Genomic DNA, 17,881 nt, shown 5'->3' on the forward strand with positions numbered 1-17,881 from the left:
ATGACCGGATGACGCCTCATCCGTTCTCCAGCCATAACAACCCGGCATCATGACCCGCGCCGCCCCTGCCCTCACCTCAAAAGCTATTGACCACCGTCACCCCCGCCACCTCGAACTTGTCCATGTTCATCAATGCCTCGATCGACTGTTCCAGGCTGATGGTGCGGCCAATCAGCTTCTGCGGTGCCAGTTTGCCGGACTGCATCATGGCGAACATCGCGTCATAGCGGTGCGCCTGCATGCCGTGGCTGCCGAGGATTTCCAGTTCTTTGGCGATCACCGTGCTCATGGGGATGATCGGTGTGCTGTGTTCGCCGAGCATCAGCCCGACTTGCACGTGCTTGCCCCGCTTGCGCAGGTTGCTGATGGAGTTGAAGCAGGTCGTGGGGTGGCCCAGGGCATCCAGCGACACATGGGCACCGCCCTGGGTGATATCCCTGACCGCCTCCACCACATTCGCCACGCGGCTGGCGTTGACGGTGGCCACCGCGCCCAGGCTGCGGGCCAGTTCAAGCTTGTCTTCGGCGATGTCGATGGCCACGACGTTGGCGCCGATGGCGCTGGCAATCATCACTGCCGACAGCCCCACGCCGCCGCAGCCGTGGACCGCGACCCATTGCCCGGCGCGGGTCTGGCCCTGGTCGACCACCGCGCGGAACGAGGTGACGAAGCGGCAACCCAGGCTCGCGGCAGTGGTGAAGTCGAGGCTCTCGGGCAACGCCACCAGGTTGATATCGGCCTGATGCAGCGACACGTATTCGGCGAACGAGCCCCAGTGGGTAAAACCCGGCTGAAACTGCCGATCGCACACCTGGTGATGGCCGGCGCTGCATTCCGGGCAGGCACCGCAACCGCCGACAAAGGGCACGGTGATGCGGTCGCCAACTTTCCAGCGCGTCACGTCCTTGCCGACCGCCTCGACGATCCCGGCCAGTTCATGCCCGGGCACGTGGGGCAATTCGATATCGGTGTCATGCCCGACCCAGCCGTGCCAGTCGCTGCGGCACACGCCGGTGGCCATGACCTTGACCACCACCCCGTGATTTTCGGGGGTAGGGTCGGCCACGGTCTGGACGGTGGGCGGCGCGGAGAATGCTTCGAAGACCACTGCTTTCATGAACTGCTCCTTATCTGAAACATTTCATCAGTATGAAGACGATCGCTGAATTTACCTTTCTATTTGGTCTTGAATAACTGAAAAATCCGAAATAGCCTTACAGATCTCCAGCACTGACTGAAAGGATCTTGCAGGTGGAAAAATTCGACAAGCAGGACGCCGCCATCGCCGACCGCCTGCAGCAGGACGGCAAGCTGTCCAACGCCAAACTGGCCGAGCATCTGGGCATGAGCGAAGCCTCCTGCTGGCGCCGGCAGAAACGCCTGGAAGACGCCGGGGTGATCGAGGGCTACCAGGCGGTGCTCAATCGGCGAAAGCTCGGCATGGGGGTCATGGCCTTTGTGCAGATTGCCTGCACCCAGCATGGGGAAGAGGTCACCGCCGAGTTCGAGAACATCATCCGCGCCTGCCCCAACGTGCTGGCCTGCCACAACACCACCGGCGCGGCCGATTTTCTGTTGCAGGTGGTGGCCCGGGACCTGGACGACTACAGCCGCTTCGTGGAACAGGTCCTGAGAAAACTGCCCGGGGTACTGAGCATCTGCTCGAATATTTCCCTGCGGGAAATAAAGGTGACCAATATCCTGCCCCTGGATCATTTGGCGGCGAGTTGAAGGTTACTCAGGCGGCCCACTGCGCTGCGGCTGAAAGCTGAGGTCGGGGCCCGTGGCCGCGAATATTTCGCGCAAAAGTTGATCGCCACGGTCGCAGACCGCAACCAGGTAGTCACCATCGGCCCAATGGCTCCAGCCCGCCTGGAGCTCCAGGCCGTCACGCACGAAAGACGGCGAGATGCCCTCGTCCCAGCCATCGACACGCTCACCTCTTCGCTCAAACCCCAGTTCCTCGACCAGGTAGGCGCAGACCGCACACCCGAGTTCGCTGTCGTAGGCGTCGAACTCCAGGGTCATGTGTTTGCTGTGGACCGGGAACAATCGCGGCTGCTGAGGCGGTGTCTTTTTGTCGGTCATGGGCCCACCGGCTTCGATCCTTGAAAAGTCAGGCTCGGATCTTATCCGCTGCCGGCCGCCAGCCAAACACTATTAAGGAAGGGTCGCTCAGGCGTTAGCGAAAAAACTCCCCTGGCGTGGAATCAAACTGCTGACGAAACGCGGCAATAAACGCCGAGGTCGAGTCATAGCCGCAGGCCAGCGCCACATCGGTCACACGCTCGCCCTGCTCCAGCGGGGTCAGGGCGCCGAGCAGGCGCAGGCGCTGGCGCCAGGCGCGGAAGGTCAGGCCGGTGTCGTGCACGAACAGGCGGCTGAGGGTTTTTTCCGCGACCCCGAGTTTGTGGCTCCACTGGCCCAGGGTGGTGGCCTGTTCAGGGTGCAGTTGCAGGCTGCGATAGATCTGCCGCAGGCGCGGGTCGTGGGGCAGCGGCAGCATCAGGTCGAGCTGCGGCGCGGCGGCCAATTGGTCCAGCAGCACCTGGGCCAGGCGCCCGTCGGCGCCGTCTTCGGCGTACTCCACCGGCAACTGGCTGAAACTGCGGATCAGCTCGCGCAGCAGGCTGCTGACCGCCAGTACCTGGCAGGCATCGGGCGCCCAGGCGGTGACGCTGCAATCCAGGTACAGGCTGCGCATTTCGGTCCGCGGCGAGCTGAACACCTTGTGCGGCATGCCGGCGGGGATCCACACCGCGCGCTGGGGCGGCGCAATGAAGCGTCCGGCACTGGTCTGCACCTCCAGCACCCCGGCGATGGCGTACGACAATTGCACCCAGGGGTGGCTGTGGCGCCGGGTCAGGGCGCGATTGGGCAGTGATTCGGTGCGGCCGTAAACCGGTCGAGGCAGGCTGGGAAGACCGGGGATACTGCGCCGGACGATCTTTTCATGTCCTTTAGGCGGCATTAACTGGCTCATTGGCGTTAGTCGGCAAACAGCCGTCACGTTAGAGTCGCGCAATCGCTCTTGGCAACCCCCGGATGATCCCGCTATGACTCGCTCACGTCTTTTGCCCGACAATTTCACCCTGACCCTGATCGGCGTGGTGCTGCTCGCCAGTTTCCTGCCCGCCAGCGGCCAGGTGGCCGTGGGCTTTGGCTGGCTGACCAACGCCGCCATTGCCCTGTTGTTTTTCCTGCATGGCGCCAAGCTCTCGCGAGAGGCGATCATCGCCGGCGCCGGCCATTGGCGCCTGCACCTGCTGGTGTTCAGCCTGACCTTTATCCTGTTCCCGCTGCTGGGCCTGGCGCTCAAGCCGTTGCTGTCGCCGCTGATCGGCAACGACCTGTACATGGGCATGCTTTACCTGTGCGCCCTGCCCGCCACAGTGCAGTCGGCGATTGCCTTCACCTCCCTGGCTCGGGGCAATATTCCGGCGGCGATCTGCAGCGCGGCGGCGTCCAGCCTGTTCGGGATTTTCCTGACCCCGTTGCTGGTGACCCTGCTGCTGAATGTGCACGGTGAAGGCGGCTCGACCCTGGATGCGATCCTCAAGATCAGCCTGCAATTGCTGCTGCCGTTTATCCTCGGGCAGATCGCCCGCCGCTGGATCGGCGCCTGGGTTGGCCGCAACAAGAACTGGCTGAAGTTTGTCGACCAGGGGTCGATTTTGCTGGTGGTCTACGGCGCGTTCAGCGAAGCGGTGAATGAAGGCATCTGGCATCAGATTCCGCTGTGGGAGCTGGGGGGGCTGGTGGTGGTCTGCTGCATTCTGCTGGCGCTGGTGCTGGTGGCGTCCAGCGTGCTGAGCAAGGCGTTCGGATTTAACCAGGAAGACCGCATCACCATTTTGTTCTGCGGTTCGAAAAAGAGCCTGGCCACCGGCGTGCCCATGGCCCAGGTACTGTTCGCCGGCAGCACCATCGGCGTGCTGATCCTGCCGTTGATGCTGTTTCACCAGATCCAGTTGATGGTCTGCGCGGTGCTGGCCCAGCGCTACGCCAAACGCCCGGAATCCATCCCCGAGCTGATGGCCCAGGTCGACCCGTAATCGCCTACCCCTGCTGACCTGTAGCCGCTGCCGAGCCTGCGAGGCCGCGGCTACAGCGTCAGCAGTGTGTATCAGTTGGCCCTGGCGCCATTCATCCACGGGCTGTAGTCCACGGAAACGAAGCCTTGCGCCAGGCCCTCGGGGCCGGTGGCGAAGCCGGGCATCTGCCGCAGGTCCAGTTGTTGGCACTGGCTGGCGAGGCGCTGCTGCAGGGCGCTATCAGGTTTGAATTCGCCGGGGCGATAGGGGCTCGGTTCCAGCCTCACCTGGCACTCCTGCACCTGACCCTGGGCATTGGCGACATAGCGGAAACTGGCCACCCCGACCCCCTCCACGCTCTGCCGGGCCACCAGTTGCTCGCGCAGGAAGCGCATCTGCTGGTACAGGCTCACGCGCACCGCCTGGCGCTGCTTCTGCTCAATCGACAGCGCATCCAGGGATGGAAAAACCAAAGGCGCAACGATGACCTGAGTGTCGTCGGCGTCCTTGAACACCTGCGGCGAGACCCCGGGGAGAAGGGTGTTCCAGCACAGCTCGGTCGCCAGTTTGAGCAGCCCTGCGTCACTGCGTTTATCGGCGATGAGGTAGTGGGTGCTGGGCCGCGCCGTGCACGCCAGCACACGGTTTTGCGCATTGAGGGTCATGTGCATGTCCACCGCCCCGATCAGCCCTTGCTGGTTGGCTCCCAGGGCATTGCGATAGAGCACCTGGCTAAATGCTTCGATAAAGCCCTGGTCCACCTGCTGCCGGTCCACCGCCTCAATGGCGGCGGCTTCGGCCGGGGTCGGTTTCTGGCAGCCGCCAAGCGCCAGCAGGCCGGCGGCGAGGGTCGCCATGATCAACGGGGAACGGGTGGACAACGGGGAGCATTCCATTTGCTTGAGACTCACAGACAAAGACAGGGGGTGATGGGCTGACGCCGCGCCAGTCGCTCAACGCTTACGACAAGCGCGGCTTGATAACACACGAATGCGTCTTTGTCCGCTTTAGCCCGCAGTTTTTACCCCGCCCTGCTCCCCCTTTGCTGCGAAGCCCGATCACGTACCACTGGTGATCCGTGTCCACAACCGGGTGCTCAAGCGCATGCCGGCGGGTGACATGGTCTTGATGGTGAACAGGGTCTCGAGCACCGACGGTTCGGGATAGGCCGCCGGGTTGTTGCGCAGCCCGGGCTCGATGTATGGCAGGGACGCCGCGTTGCCATTGGCGTACTGCACGGCGTTGCTGATAGTGGCAATCACTTTCGGGTCCAGCAGGTAGTTCATGTAGGTGTAGGCGTTGTCCAGGTGCGGGGCGTTTTTCGGGATGGCGACCATGTCCACGGCCACGGTCGAGCCTTCCCGGGGAATGCTGTACCCCAGGTTGACCCCGTTATTGGCCTGTTTGGCGGTCGCCATGGCTTGCAGCACATCGCCGCTGAAGCCGATGGCGACGCAGATATTGCCGTTGGCCAGGTCACTGACGTACTTGGACTGGTGGAAGTACAGGATCGACGGCCGGATGGCCAGCAACGCCTGCTCGGCGCGCTTCAGGTCGGCCGGTTGTTCGCTGGTGGGATCCAGGCCCAGGCTGTTGAGGGTGATGGGCACCATCTGCGTCGGGTTATCGAGAAAGGCCACCCCGCACTGCTTGAGCTTCTCGATGTTTTCCGGCTTGAACAGCATCTGCCAGGACTGGGTGATGTCGGTGTTGCCGAAGATCGCCTTGATCTTGTCGACGTTGTAGCCGATGCCCACCGTGACCCACATGTAAGGGATCGCGTAGCGGTTGCCGGGGTCGCTGGCCTCGAGAATCTTCATCAGTTTGGGGTCGAGGTTGTTCCAGTTCGGCAACTTGCTCTTGTCCAGCTCCTGGATCGCCCCGGCCTGGATCAACCGTGGCAGAAAGTGGTTGGACGGGCTGACCAGGTCGTAACCGCTGCCGCCGGTCATCAACTTGGCTTCAGTGGTCTCGTTGCTGTCGATCACGTCGTAGGTGGTCTGGATCCCGGTCTGGCGGGTGAAGTTGGCCAGGGTGTCGGGGGCGATGTAGCCGCTCCAGTTGGCGATGCGCACAGACTCTGCCGCCTGTACCGAACCGACCGACAAGGCCAGGACCAGGGCCGGGGTGAACCACGCTGTGGGTATGCGATTGAGCATGTTGCCGCCTCTCTTTTTTATTGTTGCGGCGAACCTCGCCGCGACGGTTAACGTTCGTTTTGCGCGCGCCTGACTTCCCAGCCCATGCGCAGCGCCGCGCCGATATCAAAAAACGGCTTGGGCGGCAGGTAGCCGGGCCGAGCCTGGGACAACACATCGCGCAGCACCTGGGAGTCGCCCCCGGCGGCCATCTGCGCCAGCAATCGACCCCACAGGGTGCCGCGCGCCACACCGGAGCCGTTGCAGCCGGAGACCCCGTGCAAACGCTCGGCGATACGCCCGAAATACGGTTCGCCAGAGCGCGTGGCACTCAGGTGCCCGGTCCAGGTGTGTTGCAGATCCTCGGCCACGATCCCCGGGAAGCGGCGTTGCAAGCCGTGCAAATGCTGCTGCCGGCGATCTGCCAACTCCACGCGGTCGAGGTCGCGCTGGCGATACTCCACGGTGTTGCGCATCAGCAGCCGCCGGCCCGGCAACAGGCGCACCGTGGCCCCGCCCGGCAGGGTCGAGAGCACGCCCCAACCCTGGTCGTCGAACAGGGTTTGCCAGGGCTCTTCGGTCAAGGGTCGGGTAATGCTGGCGCTCAGTTCCAGGGCAAAGGTCTGGCTGCGACGCAGGCCAACCCGGGGCAAGAAGGCGCCGACGCAGACCAGCACTTGTGCGGCCTCGATTTCGCCCTCGGCGCTGCGCGCTTTCCAGCCGCGGCCGGGCAACGGTTGCAGGTCATCGATGGCGCTGTTCTCAAATACCTCGACCTGGTTCGGCAGGCTGTCCAGCAGGCCTTTGACGTACTTGGCCGGCTGCAACAGGCCGTTGCCGCCGCCGCAATGGATCGCCCGCTGGTAAAAGGCGCTGCCCAGCCGCTGCTGCAACGCCGCGCCCTCCAGCACGCTGGCCTGGGCCCCGACTGCGTTGAGGGTGGCCACGCACTGCTGGGCGTGTTCCAGGCGCTGGGGTTGATGCACGGCAAAGTGGTAGCCGGCGTTGCTGAGTTCACAGTCGATGCCCAACTCGGCAATCCGCTGACGCACTTCAAGGCCGGCAGCGACGCCGATGCGCGAGGCCAACTGGTAGCCGGCGTGGCCGGGCTGGCCCAGCAGCTCGCTGGCACCGGGCAGTTCGTGGCTGACCACAAACCCGGAGTTGCGGGCCGAGGCGCCCTGGGCCACGCGCTGACGCTCGACCAGCACGATGCGCTGCTGGGGGAACATCTGCGCTAGGCTGTGGGCCGCCGAGAGCCCAGTGATGCCGCCGCCGATAATCAGCCAGTCGGTTTTCTGCGAGCCCGCCAGCGTCGGCCGCTGGGGCGACTCACCTGCCAGGGCAATCCAGCCACATACATTGTTCAATGCCTGCCACTCCTTCAGAATCGATGCGCCAGGGGAATCGTTACGCCGCCCCCGCTTGCGCTGAATACCTACAATCCAATGCCTACAATCTATGGAGATCAGCGCCCGGTTTCGAACGTTATTAATTCATCCATCTATTCGAGAAACGCATGGATAACCCACTCCGGATACCGTCACTGCAAGCCCTGCAGACCCTGGTCCATGTGGCCGAGAGCAACAGCTTCACCGCTGCCGCCAGCCGCCTGCACCTGACACAGAGCGCAGTCAGCCGGCAGATCCAGCAACTGGAGGAGCATTACGCGGTGGCGCTGTTCGAGCGCACCAGCCGTCGGGTATCACTCACCGAACAGGGGCGCGACGTATACGGCGTGGCCCTGGAGCTGCTGCGCGCCCTGGGCGGCCTGCAACAACGCCTGGCACCGGCGCCGCTGGAGCAGCCGTTTCGGATCCGGATCTTTGTCTCGCTGGCGGTGCGCTGGCTGCTGCCCCGACTCAGCGGGTTCTACGCGGCCAACCCCGGGTTGTGCCTGTCCATCGAAACCGTCGGTGGCGAGACGGTGGACACCGGCGGCGACTGCGACGCCTACGTGTTGTACCTGCGGGACGGGCTGGATGAGCGGGCGCTGACGCCGCTGTTCGATGAGTACCTGATTCCGGTGTGCGCCCCGCAGTTGAGCGACGGCCTGCCGCCGCCACGCTCCCTGGACCAACTGGCCGAGCATGCGCTGATCCATGGCTCCACCAGCCGTCACGAATGGACCGTGTGGTTGCAGGCCCAGACCGACCAGACACCGCACAACTACCAGCACCTGATGTTCAACCTCGACGACCTGGCACTGGACGCCGCCGCCCGCGGCCTGGGCGTGGCCATGACCGACCGGGTCCTGGCCCAGGACGCCATCAGCCGTGGCAGCCTGATCGTGCCCTTTGGCCAGCCACTGAAAACCGGCGGCGTCTACGCCCTTTGGCTGCGCGACAGCGGCGCCGCGCACCCAGCTTGCAACGCAGTGCTGGACTGGTTTCAGACCCAGTCGGCAGCAGTTGGGGAAAGGGAATGAGGGCGTAGGCAGCACGCGATTCGCCCCAGGCTTGAAGCGCCTTCCGTCAGCGCACGCAACTCGCTAGGATACGGCCCCCTCTGCAGATGGACGCTTCCCATGACCACACTCGCCCGCAAGAACCCGCTGCTCGCTTTCGTCATGTCCTGTGTGGCGGCAGGCTGGGGCCTGGTGTATGTCGGCCGGGTCAAATGGGGCGTGTGGACTGCTGCCGCACTCTACGGCGGCTTGGCGCTGATGGGGCTCTGCGGGCTGCTGGCCAGCCCCGTGGGCGTGCTGCTGTTTCTGCTGTGGGTGGTGTCGATCAAACTCGCCTCGGCCATCACTGCTGCCGTATCGGCCTCACGCAACAGTGCCAGCGCGCGCTACCCCAGCACCCGGATGCACCTGCTGTACCTGGCGGGCCTGGTGCTGGTGACGGTGGTCATGTTCGAACCGCTGCGCCCGCACCTGCTGGGATTCAAGACCTACTACGTCCCGTCCGGCTCGATGATCCCAACCCTGGATCTGGGTGACTACATCGTCTCCGACCTGCGCCCGGGGCCGGTCAAGGTCGGCGATATCGTGGTCCACCGCTACAACGGCACCGAGGTGGTGAAACGGGTGGCGGCGGTGGCCGGCGATACCCTGGCGATTGTCGACGGCAATGTGCTGGTCAACGGCCGCAACCTGGGCCTGTTCTTCGCCCCGCCCGAGCGGGCCAGGAGAGATTACTCGCAGCACCTGGCAGCGCTGCAGGTCGAGCCGGGCCATGTCTACCTGCTGGGGGACAACCGCGACAACAGCAATGACAGCCGCTTTATGGGACAGGTCGCCGAGTCCGACATTACCGGTCGGATCACGGGTATCTGGCTCGCCCCGGACCGCAGCCGGATCGGCACCCGTTTCGATTGAGGCCCTGCCGTGGGGCGCGCCGGCATCCGGCAGCGCCCCCGGCGGCTACCCCAGGCGCTTGAGCAGGACCCGGGTGACCCGGCGCTCTTCCACAGCTATCACCTCAAGGCTCCAGCCCTGCCATTCCAGGCGATCGCCGATCACCGGCAGGCGGTCCAGCAGGCTGATGACCAACCCGGCCAGGGTCTGATAATCATCGGTCGGCTCGGCGGCGAAGCCGGTGCGCTGGCGGATCTGTGTCAGGTTCAACGCGCCGCCGACCAATAGCCCATCCTCGGTCTCGACAATGTCCGGGCCTTCGATTTCGCTGGCGTCCGGCAACTCGCCGGCGATGGATTCGAGAATGTCGGTCATGGTCAACAGCCCGATGAAATCGCCGAATTCGTTGATCACGAAGGCGATGTGGGTCGAGGCCTTGCGCATCTGTTCCAGGGCATTGAGGATCGAGAAACTGTCCAGCAGGTTCGGCGTCTTGCGCGCCAGGTGCTCCAGGTTCGGCGGATTGCCGGCCAGGTATTCCTTGAGCAGTTCCTTCTTGTGCACGAAGCCCAGGGGTTCATCCACCGCGCCATTGCGGATCAGCGGCAGGCGCGAATAGGACGAATGCATAAGCTTGGTGCGGATGACCTCGGGGCTGTCCGCCAGGTCGATATGGTCGACATCGGCACGCGCGGTCATGATGCTGCGGATCGGCCGCTCGGCCAGTTGCAGCACGCCGCTGATCATCACCCGCTCGCGCCGGTCGAACAGCTCGGCAGTGGGTTCCTGGCCGTTGTCCAGCAGGTCGGCAATTTCCTCACCCACCTCCTCCACCGCCAGTTTCCGCCCGCCCAGCAGACGCATTACCGCGTGAGCTGTACGCTCGCGCATCGGCCGCAGGCCCTGCATCGACTTCTTGCGCCGGGCACGGGCGATCTGGTTGAACACTTCGATCAGGATCGAGAAGCCAATGGCCGCGTACAGGTAGCCCTTGGGAATGTGGAAGCCCAGGCCTTCGGCAGTCAGGGCAAAACCGATCATCATCAAGAAGCCCAGGCACAGCATGATCACCGTCGGGTGCGCATTGACGAAGCGGGTCAAGGGTTTGCTGGCGACGATCATCAGGCCGATGGAAATGATCACCGCGATCATCATCACCGCCAGTTCGTCGACCATACCCACGGCGGTGATCACCGCATCCAGGGAGAACACCGCGTCAAGCACCACGATCTGCGCCACGATCGGCCAGAACATGGCGTAGGCGGCGTTGCCGGTACGCTGGCTGATATGGCCCTCAAGCCGTTCGTGCAATTCCATGGTGGCCTTGAACAGCAGGAACACACCGCCGAACAGCATGATCAGGTCACGCCCGGAGAAGCTCTTGTCGAACACCTCGAACAGCGGCTGCGTCAGGGTGACCAGCCACGAAATACTGGCCAGCAGGCCCAGGCGCATCAACAGCGCCAGGGACAGGCCGATGATCCGCGCCCGGTCGCGCTGATGGGGCGGCAGCTTGTCCGCCAGAATCGCAATAAACACCAGGTTGTCGATACCCAGCACCAGCTCGAGCACGATCAGGGTCAACAGGCCAAGCCAGGCCGTGGGGTCCACTATCCATTCCATAAAAACGACGCGATCTCTCTAATTGAATTCAGGCAGCCGGGCGCAAAAAAACGCCCGCACAACGGGTTGTAGCAGGAATCGGGCGCATGCGCCGACCGACCAGGGCAACCGTTGGCGAGAATCGAAAAACCGGAAACTTAGTGCGACGGCAACGCCTCAGAGCGGCCGAATGGCGTGAGGCGAATGGAACGAGGGAGAGGTGCGGCGTCCTGGGGAAAGGACGACTGGGAGGCTCCGAAAGGGTGTTCATGCAAGTCCTGATATAAAAAACGGACTTGGAGATTACAGCGCCCAGTCACATTCCCCACAGCAGGAAATCATTACAAAACTTTATAAACCCCGTAGCCGCTGCCGCCGTGGCGTATCTGACGGCATACGGCGACCTCAAGGGCCAGCGCAGCCTGGCGGCAGCGGCTACAGGCGCTATGTGCAACCTGAAAGCCGCACCTGCAACCCTTAGCTCCTGCGGGTCGCATCATCCAGGGCGAGGATGGTGTGGGCATTGGTGACGGTGGTCGCCAGGGTGTTGATCACCCCGGAACGCAAGGCACCCAGGGTCGCGGCAGCCTTGGTGTTTTCACTGGCGATGGCGACCACATCGGGGATGCGTACCAATTCCTGCACACTCAAGCCAATCACCCGCCCCTGGATCGCGTTGACCGCCGGCTGGCCATGGATATCGATAAAGTCGTAGCCCATCATGTCGCCCACTGTGCCGGACAATCGCGCCTGGGCGATTTCCTGGGGCGAGAACCAGCCCATGCGCACCATATTGCTGTTTTCACTCATATCGCCGATGCCAATCAGGGCGATGTCGGCGCGGCGTGCGCGATCCAGGGTCGAGCGCACGGTGTCGTTGCTGATCAGCACGCTACGCAGTTCCGGATTGGCCACCAGCGCCGGGGCATACAGGGTTTCGCTTTCAGCCCCGAAACGCAGGGCCAGACGGCGACAGATATGGTCCGGGTTCATGTATTCGCCAGCCCGCAGCGAACCGCCGATGGCGCAGACGAACGTGCAGTTGCGCGTCACCGGCAAAAACACGTTATCGGCCACCGCCCCGACATTGCGGCCCATGCCGACGGCGACGATCATGCCGTCGCTCAAGGTCTTGTTCAGGTAGTTGGCCACCAGGCTGGCAACCGCCGAACGCTGGGTATCCGGGTCACTGTGATCGACCGCAATCAACGCCCGATCCAACTGGAAGCGCTCCACCAGCGCCTGCTCCAGCTCATTGTTCATCGCCGGATGCTGCAGCACCCGGACCTCGACAATCCCTTCATCCCGCGCCCGCTTGAGCAGGCGGCTGACCTTGGCCCGCGACAGGTCGAAGCGCTTGGCAATGGCTTCCTGAGTGACGTTCTCAAGGTAATAGAGCATGGCGACTTCGGTCATCAGATCGATATCGCTGGCCCCGCGCTGGGTACTGTCACTCATGTGGACTGGCTTCCGTCTTGGCGTCAAAGGCGCATTCTCTCTAGTGGATGCGGGGTACGTCTACAAGCGGCTTGCGCGCAGCCCTGCGCCCCTCACTGATGACCGTCACGCTCGATGGCATTGATCCGCTCGACCTTGGCCCCCGAGCGCGCCGCCTCGAACTCCGACTCCAGGAACGCCTTGACGATGCTCTTGGCCAGTTCCACCCCCACTACCCGCGCGCCAATCGAGAGAATTTGCGCATCGTTGCTCTTGCGTGCGCGCTCGGCGGAATAGGTGTCATGGGCCTGGGCCGCGCGAATTCCCAGCACCTTGTTCGCCGAGATGGCCATGCCGATGCCGGTGCCGCACACCAGCACTCCCAACCGGTGGTGCCCGGCATTTATGGCCGTGGCCACGGCCAGGGCGATGTCCGGGTACAGCACCGGTTCCAGGGAATGGGTGCCGAAATCCTCGACCGGATGCCCCAGTGCCTCGATGTGCCGCTTGAGCAGCTCCTTGAGTTCAAACCCCGCCTCATCGCATCCAATCGCCACTGAAAAGGCTCTATTCATCGCATTTCGCTCCGCTGACAGGGAAAGAGCATGACTGATCATATGATCACTCAGTGAAACTTTGATCAGTCATTTTTCAGGCATTCTCCCCTCAACTGTCAAGCGAGATTTACCAGGCTCGGGGAATAACGCCCTACACAGGGCGGTAAAAAGCCTCACTTGCCACCTGGACATATTTAAAGCGAAAGGGATTGACTGATCAGAATTTCATTTGTTACACATATGATCAGCGCAAAACATGGTTATGCGATCTAATAAGAATTCACAGCACGAGGACACGCCGATGGCCACGCCATTACTGCTCCAGGCTGAACATGTCGCCAAGGCCTATGCCGGGATCCCTGCCCTGCGTGACGGTCGCCTCTCCCTGCGTGCCGGCAGCGTGCATGCCCTGTGCGGCGGCAATGGCGCCGGCAAGTCCACCTTCCTCGGCATTCTGATGGGCATCACCCAGCGCGATGCCGGCAGTATCCTGCTCAACGGCCAGCCGGTGCAGTTCGACCGCCCGAGCGCCGCCCTGGCGGCCGGGGTGGCGATGATCACCCAGGAGCTGGAACCGATCCCCTACATGACCGTCGCCGAAAACATCTGGCTCGGTCGCGAACCGCGTCGCGCCGGCTGCATCGTCGACAGCAAGGAACTCAACCGGCGCACCCGCGAGTTGCTGGCCAGCCTGGAATTCGAGGTCGACGCCAACAGCCCCATGCACCGCTTGAGCGTGGCGCAAATCCAGCTGGTGGAAATTGCCAAGGCCTTCAGCCATGACTGCCAGGTGATGATCATGGACGAGCCGACCTCGGCCATTGGCGAACGCGAGGCCGAGACCCTGTTCAAGGCCATCCGCCGCCTCACCGCGCGTGGCGCCGGCATCATCTACGTGTCGCACCGCCTCAGCGAACTGGCGCAGATCGCCGACGACTACAGCATCTTTCGCGACGGCGCCTTTGTTGAAAGCGGGCGCATGGCCGACATCGACCGCGCCCATCTGGTGCGCGGCATCGTCGGCCAGGAATTGACACGCATCGATCACAAGGTCGGGCGCCAGTGCGCCGCGCAAAACTGCCTCGATATCCAGGGCCTGAGCCGCCACGGCGAGTTCCAGGACATCAGCCTGCAACTGCGCCAGGGCGAAATTCTCGGCATCTACGGCCTGATGGGGTCAGGGCGCAGCGAATTCCTCAACTGCATCTATGGCCTGACCGAACCCCATGCTGGCAGCGTCACCCTGCAAGGCCAGCCGCTGCCGGTGGGCGTGCCGGCAGCGACCATTCGCGCCGGCATGTCGCTGGTCACCGAAGACCGCAAGGACAGCGGGCTGGTACTCAGCAGCAGCATCCTCTCCAACATCGCCCTCAGCGCCTACCGCCAGCTGTCGAGCTGGTCGCTGATCAGTGCGCGTAAAGAACTGCAACTGGCCCGGGACATGGTCCAGCGCCTGCAGATCAAGACCAGCTCCCTGGACCTGCCGGTGGAATCCATGAGCGGCGGCAACCAGCAAAAGGTGGTGCTCGCCAAGTGCCTGTCGACCACGCCGATCTGCCTGTTGTGCGACGAGCCGACCCGAGGCATCGACGAGGGCGCCAAGCAGGAGATCTACCACCTGCTGGACGAGTTCGTGCGTGCCGGCGGCGCAGCCATCGTGGTGTCTTCAGAGGCCCCCGAGCTGCTGCATCTGAGTGATCGAATCGCGGTATTCAAGGGCGGCCGGCTGGTCACCATCAGCACTGACACCGCCCTTTCCCAGGAAGCCTTGTTGAGTCTCGCCTCATGAACGCCAAGACCCATGCCACCCCGACCCTGCCAGCCTCGACCCACCCCGCGCCACGCAGCCGACTGCGCCTGGCCCTGGACCGCTTCGGCCTGCCGCTGGTGTTTATCCTGCTGTGCCTGGTCATGGCGTTTGCCAGCGAATACTTCATGACCTGGCGCAACTGGATGGACATCCTGCGCCAGACCTCGATCAACGGGATCCTCGCCGTAGGCATGACTTACGTGATCCTGACCAAGGGCATTGACCTCTCGGTGGGGTCGATCCTGGCGTTCGCCGGCCTGTGCAGCGCCCTGGTGGCGACCCAGGGCTACGGCCTGCTGGCGGCGGTCAGCGCCGGAATGTTCGCCGGGGCCATGCTCGGCGTGGTCAACGGCTTCATGGTGGCCAACCTGTCGATCCCACCCTTTGTCGCAACCCTTGGCATGCTCAGCATTGCCCGCGGCATGACCTTTATCCTCAATGACGGCAGCCCGGTCACCGACCTGCCGGAAAACTACCTGGCCCTGGGCATCGGCAAGATCGGCCCGGTCGGCGTGCCGGTGGTGATCTTCGCCGTGGTCGCGCTGATTTTCTGGATGGTCCTGCGCTACACCACCTACGGACGCTACGTCTATGCCGTGGGCGGCAACGAAAAAAGCGCCCGCACCTCCGGGATCGGCGTGCGCAAGGTGATGTTCTCGGTGTACGTGGTCTCCGGGCTGCTGGCGGGCTTGGCCGGCGTGGTGCTCTCGGCGCGCACCACCTCCGCCCTGCCCCAGGCCGGCACCTCCTATGAACTGGACGCCATCGCCGCCGTGGTGATCGGCGGCACCAGCCTCTCCGGTGGCACCGGCAGCATTGTCGGCACCCTGTTCGGCGCCCTGTTGATCGGCGTGATCAACAACGGCCTGAACCTGCTCGGGGTGTCCTCCTATTACCAGCAAGTCGCCAAGGGCTTGATCATCGTGTTTGCGGTGCTCATCGATGTCTGGCGCAAGAAAAAACGCTAACCCCGTTCATTGCACGGCACGACCACAACAATAAGGAGTTCCCCATGAAGCTTTCACCGAAGAAGCTCGGCACATCCCTGGCCACACTGGCGGCTGTCTCCCTGCTCAGCAGCAGCGTTGCCTTCGCTGCAGAAAAAACCTACAAGATCGGCGCGGCGGTGTACGGGCTCAAGGGCCAGTTCATGCAGAACTGGGTCCGTGAGCTCAAGCAGCACCCGGCGGTCAAGGACGGCACGGTGCAGATCACTGTGTTCGACGGCAACTATGACGCCCTGACCCAGAACAACCAGATCGAAACCATGGTCACCCAGCACTATGACGCGATCATCTTTGTGCCGATCGACACCAAGGCCGGGGTCGGCGCCGTGGCCCGGGCCATGGAAAACGACATCCCGGTGATCGCCTCCAACACCAAGGTCGCCAGCGCCAACGTGCCCTATGTCGGCAACGACGATGTCGAGGGCGGGCGCCTGCAAGCCCAGGCCATGGTCGACAAGCTCAAGGGCAAGGGCAATGTGGTGATCATCCAGGGGCCGATTGGCCAGTCGGCGCAGATTGACCGGGAAAAAGGCGAGATGGAGATCCTCAAGAAGAATCCGGGGATCAAGGTCATCGAAATGAAGACCGCCAACTGGTCCCGCGCCGAGGCCTTGTCGCTGACCGAAGACTGGCTCAACGCCCACCCCAACGGCGGCATCTCCGGGATCATCGCCCAGAACGACGACATGGCCCTGGGCGCCCTGCAGGCGGTGAAGTCTCGCGGCCTGTCGCCGAGCGACGTGCCCGTGACCTCCATCGACGGCATGCCGGATGCGATCCAGGCGGCGAAAAAAGGCGAAGTCACCACCTTCCTCCAGGATGCCCAGGCCCAGTCCCAGGGTGCGCTGGATGTAGCCCTGCGAACCCTGGCCGGCAAGGACTACAAGCCGCAGTCGGTGATCTGGGAACGTTATGCCAAAGACGTGAAATGGGGCGATGGCAGCGACAAGCTGTACATCCTGCCGTGGGTGCCGGTGACCAACGGCAATGCCGATGCGCTGTACCAGCAGGTAGCGGGCAGCAAATAGGTCGGACCTGCGCCAGCGCTCCGGGCGCCTGGCACCTGCGCTCTGCCAGCGCAATCATCTATCGCTGGCTTGCACCCTCCCCGTGGCGAGCGCACTTGCTCGCGCCGGGTGGTGCAGCCACCCCCAACACCTGACGCAGTTGATTGGTCGGTTTTACAGCCCATCGTTTTATAGAGGAGTCATGACATGTCCGGATTCTGGGATCAGGCCTTCGACCTGAACGGCCGCTGCGCGGTGATCACGGGTGGCGCCGCCGGGATCGGCCTGGCGTGCGCCAACCTGCTGGTGGAGCGCGGGGCCAAGGTTGCCCTGCTCGACCGCGACCCGGCGGTGGCCGATATCGCCGCCAGCCTCGGCGACGGGCACCTGGGGCTGGCCATCGACCTGCGCCAACTGGATCAAGTACGAGACGCGGTGGACCTGATGGCCGCGCACTACGGGCGCCTGGATTTCCTGGTCAACAGCGCCGGGGTCGCCCTGCTGGACAAGGCCATGGAAGTCAGCGAAAGCGCCTGGGACACCACCCTGAACATCAACCTCAAGGCCAGTTTCTTCGTGGCCCAGGCCTGTGCCCGGCACATGATCGAGCAAGGCCACGGACGCATCGTCAACCTCGCTTCCCAGGCCGCGGTCATCGGCCTCGACCGGCACGTGGCGTACTGCGCGAGCAAGGCAGCGGTGGTGGGCATGACCAAGGTCCTGGCCATGGAGTGGGCGCCCCACGGCATCAACGTCAACGCCATTTCACCGACCATCGTCGAAACGGCCCTGGGCAAGAAAGCCTGGGCCGGCGAGCTGGGTGAACGGGCCAAGTTGCAGATCCCGGTCGGGCGCTTCGCCCAGCCCGAGGAAATCGCCGGGCTGGTGCTGTACCTGCTCAGCGACGTGGCCAAGATGATCACCGGGGAGAACGTGGTGATCGATGGCGGCTACAGCATTCAGTAAATACGCGCTTTTCACATCATTT

At 63.5% G+C, this 17,881-nt stretch carries 17 protein-coding genes; 8 read left to right on the forward strand and 9 right to left on the reverse strand.

Annotated features, from left to right (window positions below; all coding sequences use genetic code 11):
* Positions 1 to 76 precede the first annotated feature (76 nt).
* Positions 77 to 1,117, reverse strand: coding sequence for a zinc-dependent alcohol dehydrogenase family protein (locus tag JFU57_RS27425; RefSeq protein ID WP_201131464.1), 1,041 nt, complete (start codon positions 1,115 to 1,117; stop codon positions 77 to 79).
* A gap of 134 nt (positions 1,118 to 1,251) precedes the next feature.
* On the opposite strand from JFU57_RS27425, the gene JFU57_RS27430 reads away from it, so the two are divergent.
* Positions 1,252 to 1,731 (forward strand): Lrp/AsnC ligand binding domain-containing protein, encoded by a 480-nt coding sequence (locus tag JFU57_RS27430; protein ID WP_201131465.1) that lies wholly within the window; start codon positions 1,252 to 1,254, stop codon positions 1,729 to 1,731.
* 3 nt (positions 1,732 to 1,734) lie between these two features.
* Here the strand turns inward: JFU57_RS27430 and JFU57_RS27435 are convergent, their stop codons facing one another.
* Positions 1,735 to 2,088 carry a hypothetical protein gene (locus JFU57_RS27435; RefSeq protein ID WP_201131466.1) on the reverse strand — a complete coding sequence of 118 codons (354 nt, stop codon included), beginning with the start codon at positions 2,086 to 2,088 and terminating at the stop codon, positions 1,735 to 1,737.
* 94 nt (positions 2,089 to 2,182) lie between these two features.
* Complete coding sequence (locus tag JFU57_RS27440) at positions 2,183 to 2,971, reverse strand: AraC family transcriptional regulator (RefSeq protein WP_201131467.1); 789 nt, start codon at positions 2,969 to 2,971, stop codon at positions 2,183 to 2,185.
* 85 nt (positions 2,972 to 3,056) lie between these two features.
* Between JFU57_RS27440 and JFU57_RS27445 the strand changes: the two genes are divergently transcribed.
* Positions 3,057 to 4,055 carry a bile acid:sodium symporter family protein gene (locus JFU57_RS27445; RefSeq protein WP_201131468.1) on the forward strand — a complete coding sequence of 333 codons (999 nt, stop codon included), beginning with the start codon at positions 3,057 to 3,059 and terminating at the stop codon, positions 4,053 to 4,055.
* Positions 4,056 to 4,126: 71 nt separating this feature from the next.
* Here JFU57_RS27445 and JFU57_RS27450 read toward each other — a convergent pair whose 3' ends face one another.
* The 3 genes from JFU57_RS27450 to JFU57_RS27460 form a co-directional block, all read right to left on the reverse strand.
* A complete protein-coding gene (locus tag JFU57_RS27450; protein WP_078468797.1) occupies positions 4,127 to 4,915 on the reverse strand; it encodes a hypothetical protein in 789 nt (262 codons plus the stop codon).
* Between the two features lie 177 nt (positions 4,916 to 5,092).
* Entirely contained in the window at positions 5,093 to 6,193 is a 1,101-nt protein-coding gene (locus JFU57_RS27455; RefSeq protein WP_201131469.1) for a polyamine ABC transporter substrate-binding protein, read from the reverse strand.
* A gap of 47 nt (positions 6,194 to 6,240) precedes the next feature.
* Entirely contained in the window at positions 6,241 to 7,542 is a 1,302-nt protein-coding gene (locus JFU57_RS27460; protein WP_078468795.1) for an NAD(P)/FAD-dependent oxidoreductase, read from the reverse strand.
* A gap of 149 nt (positions 7,543 to 7,691) precedes the next feature.
* Between JFU57_RS27460 and JFU57_RS27465 the strand changes: the two genes are divergently transcribed.
* Together JFU57_RS27465 and lepB are read left to right on the forward strand one after the other, a co-directional pair.
* Positions 7,692 to 8,600 (forward strand): LysR substrate-binding domain-containing protein, encoded by a 909-nt coding sequence (locus JFU57_RS27465; RefSeq protein ID WP_201131470.1) that lies wholly within the window; start codon positions 7,692 to 7,694, stop codon positions 8,598 to 8,600.
* A gap of 99 nt (positions 8,601 to 8,699) precedes the next feature.
* The gene (gene lepB, locus JFU57_RS27470; protein WP_201131471.1) at positions 8,700 to 9,494 is read left to right on the forward strand and encodes a signal peptidase I; all 795 of its coding nucleotides are present in this window, start codon (positions 8,700 to 8,702) and stop codon (positions 9,492 to 9,494) included.
* A gap of 45 nt (positions 9,495 to 9,539) precedes the next feature.
* Here lepB and JFU57_RS27475 read toward each other — a convergent pair whose 3' ends face one another.
* The 3 genes from JFU57_RS27475 to rpiB all read right to left on the reverse strand — a co-directional run bounded on the left by JFU57_RS27475 (position 9,540) and on the right by rpiB (position 13,087).
* The gene (locus JFU57_RS27475; protein ID WP_078468792.1) at positions 9,540 to 11,096 is read right to left on the reverse strand and encodes a TerC family protein; all 1,557 of its coding nucleotides are present in this window, start codon (positions 11,094 to 11,096) and stop codon (positions 9,540 to 9,542) included.
* Positions 11,097 to 11,552: 456 nt separating this feature from the next.
* Positions 11,553 to 12,533, reverse strand: coding sequence for a sugar-binding transcriptional regulator (locus tag JFU57_RS27480; RefSeq protein WP_078468791.1), 981 nt, complete (start codon positions 12,531 to 12,533; stop codon positions 11,553 to 11,555).
* A gap of 92 nt (positions 12,534 to 12,625) precedes the next feature.
* Positions 12,626 to 13,087 carry a ribose 5-phosphate isomerase B gene (gene rpiB / locus JFU57_RS27485; RefSeq protein ID WP_201131472.1) on the reverse strand — a complete coding sequence of 154 codons (462 nt, stop codon included), beginning with the start codon at positions 13,085 to 13,087 and terminating at the stop codon, positions 12,626 to 12,628.
* A gap of 283 nt (positions 13,088 to 13,370) precedes the next feature.
* Between rpiB and JFU57_RS27490 the strand changes: the two genes are divergently transcribed.
* From JFU57_RS27490 to JFU57_RS27505, 4 genes are all read left to right on the forward strand, one after another.
* Entirely contained in the window at positions 13,371 to 14,858 is a 1,488-nt protein-coding gene (locus JFU57_RS27490; RefSeq protein WP_201131473.1) for a sugar ABC transporter ATP-binding protein, read from the forward strand.
* Positions 14,855 to 15,847 (forward strand): ABC transporter permease, encoded by a 993-nt coding sequence (locus JFU57_RS27495; RefSeq protein ID WP_078468788.1) that lies wholly within the window; start codon positions 14,855 to 14,857, stop codon positions 15,845 to 15,847. The genes JFU57_RS27490 and JFU57_RS27495 overlap by 4 nt, the downstream gene beginning before the upstream one ends.
* Positions 15,848 to 15,891: 44 nt before the next feature.
* Positions 15,892 to 16,914: a substrate-binding domain-containing protein gene (locus JFU57_RS27500; protein ID WP_078468787.1), complete on the forward strand. Its 1,023-nt coding sequence runs from the start codon at positions 15,892 to 15,894 to the stop codon at positions 16,912 to 16,914.
* 186 nt (positions 16,915 to 17,100) lie between these two features.
* The gene (locus JFU57_RS27505; protein ID WP_201131474.1) at positions 17,101 to 17,859 is read left to right on the forward strand and encodes an SDR family oxidoreductase; all 759 of its coding nucleotides are present in this window, start codon (positions 17,101 to 17,103) and stop codon (positions 17,857 to 17,859) included.
* Positions 17,860 to 17,881: the final 22 nt, after the last annotated feature.

Source organism: Pseudomonas sp. TH07 (genome assembly GCF_016651285.1).
Lineage (GTDB): Bacteria > Pseudomonadota > Gammaproteobacteria > Pseudomonadales > Pseudomonadaceae > Aquipseudomonas.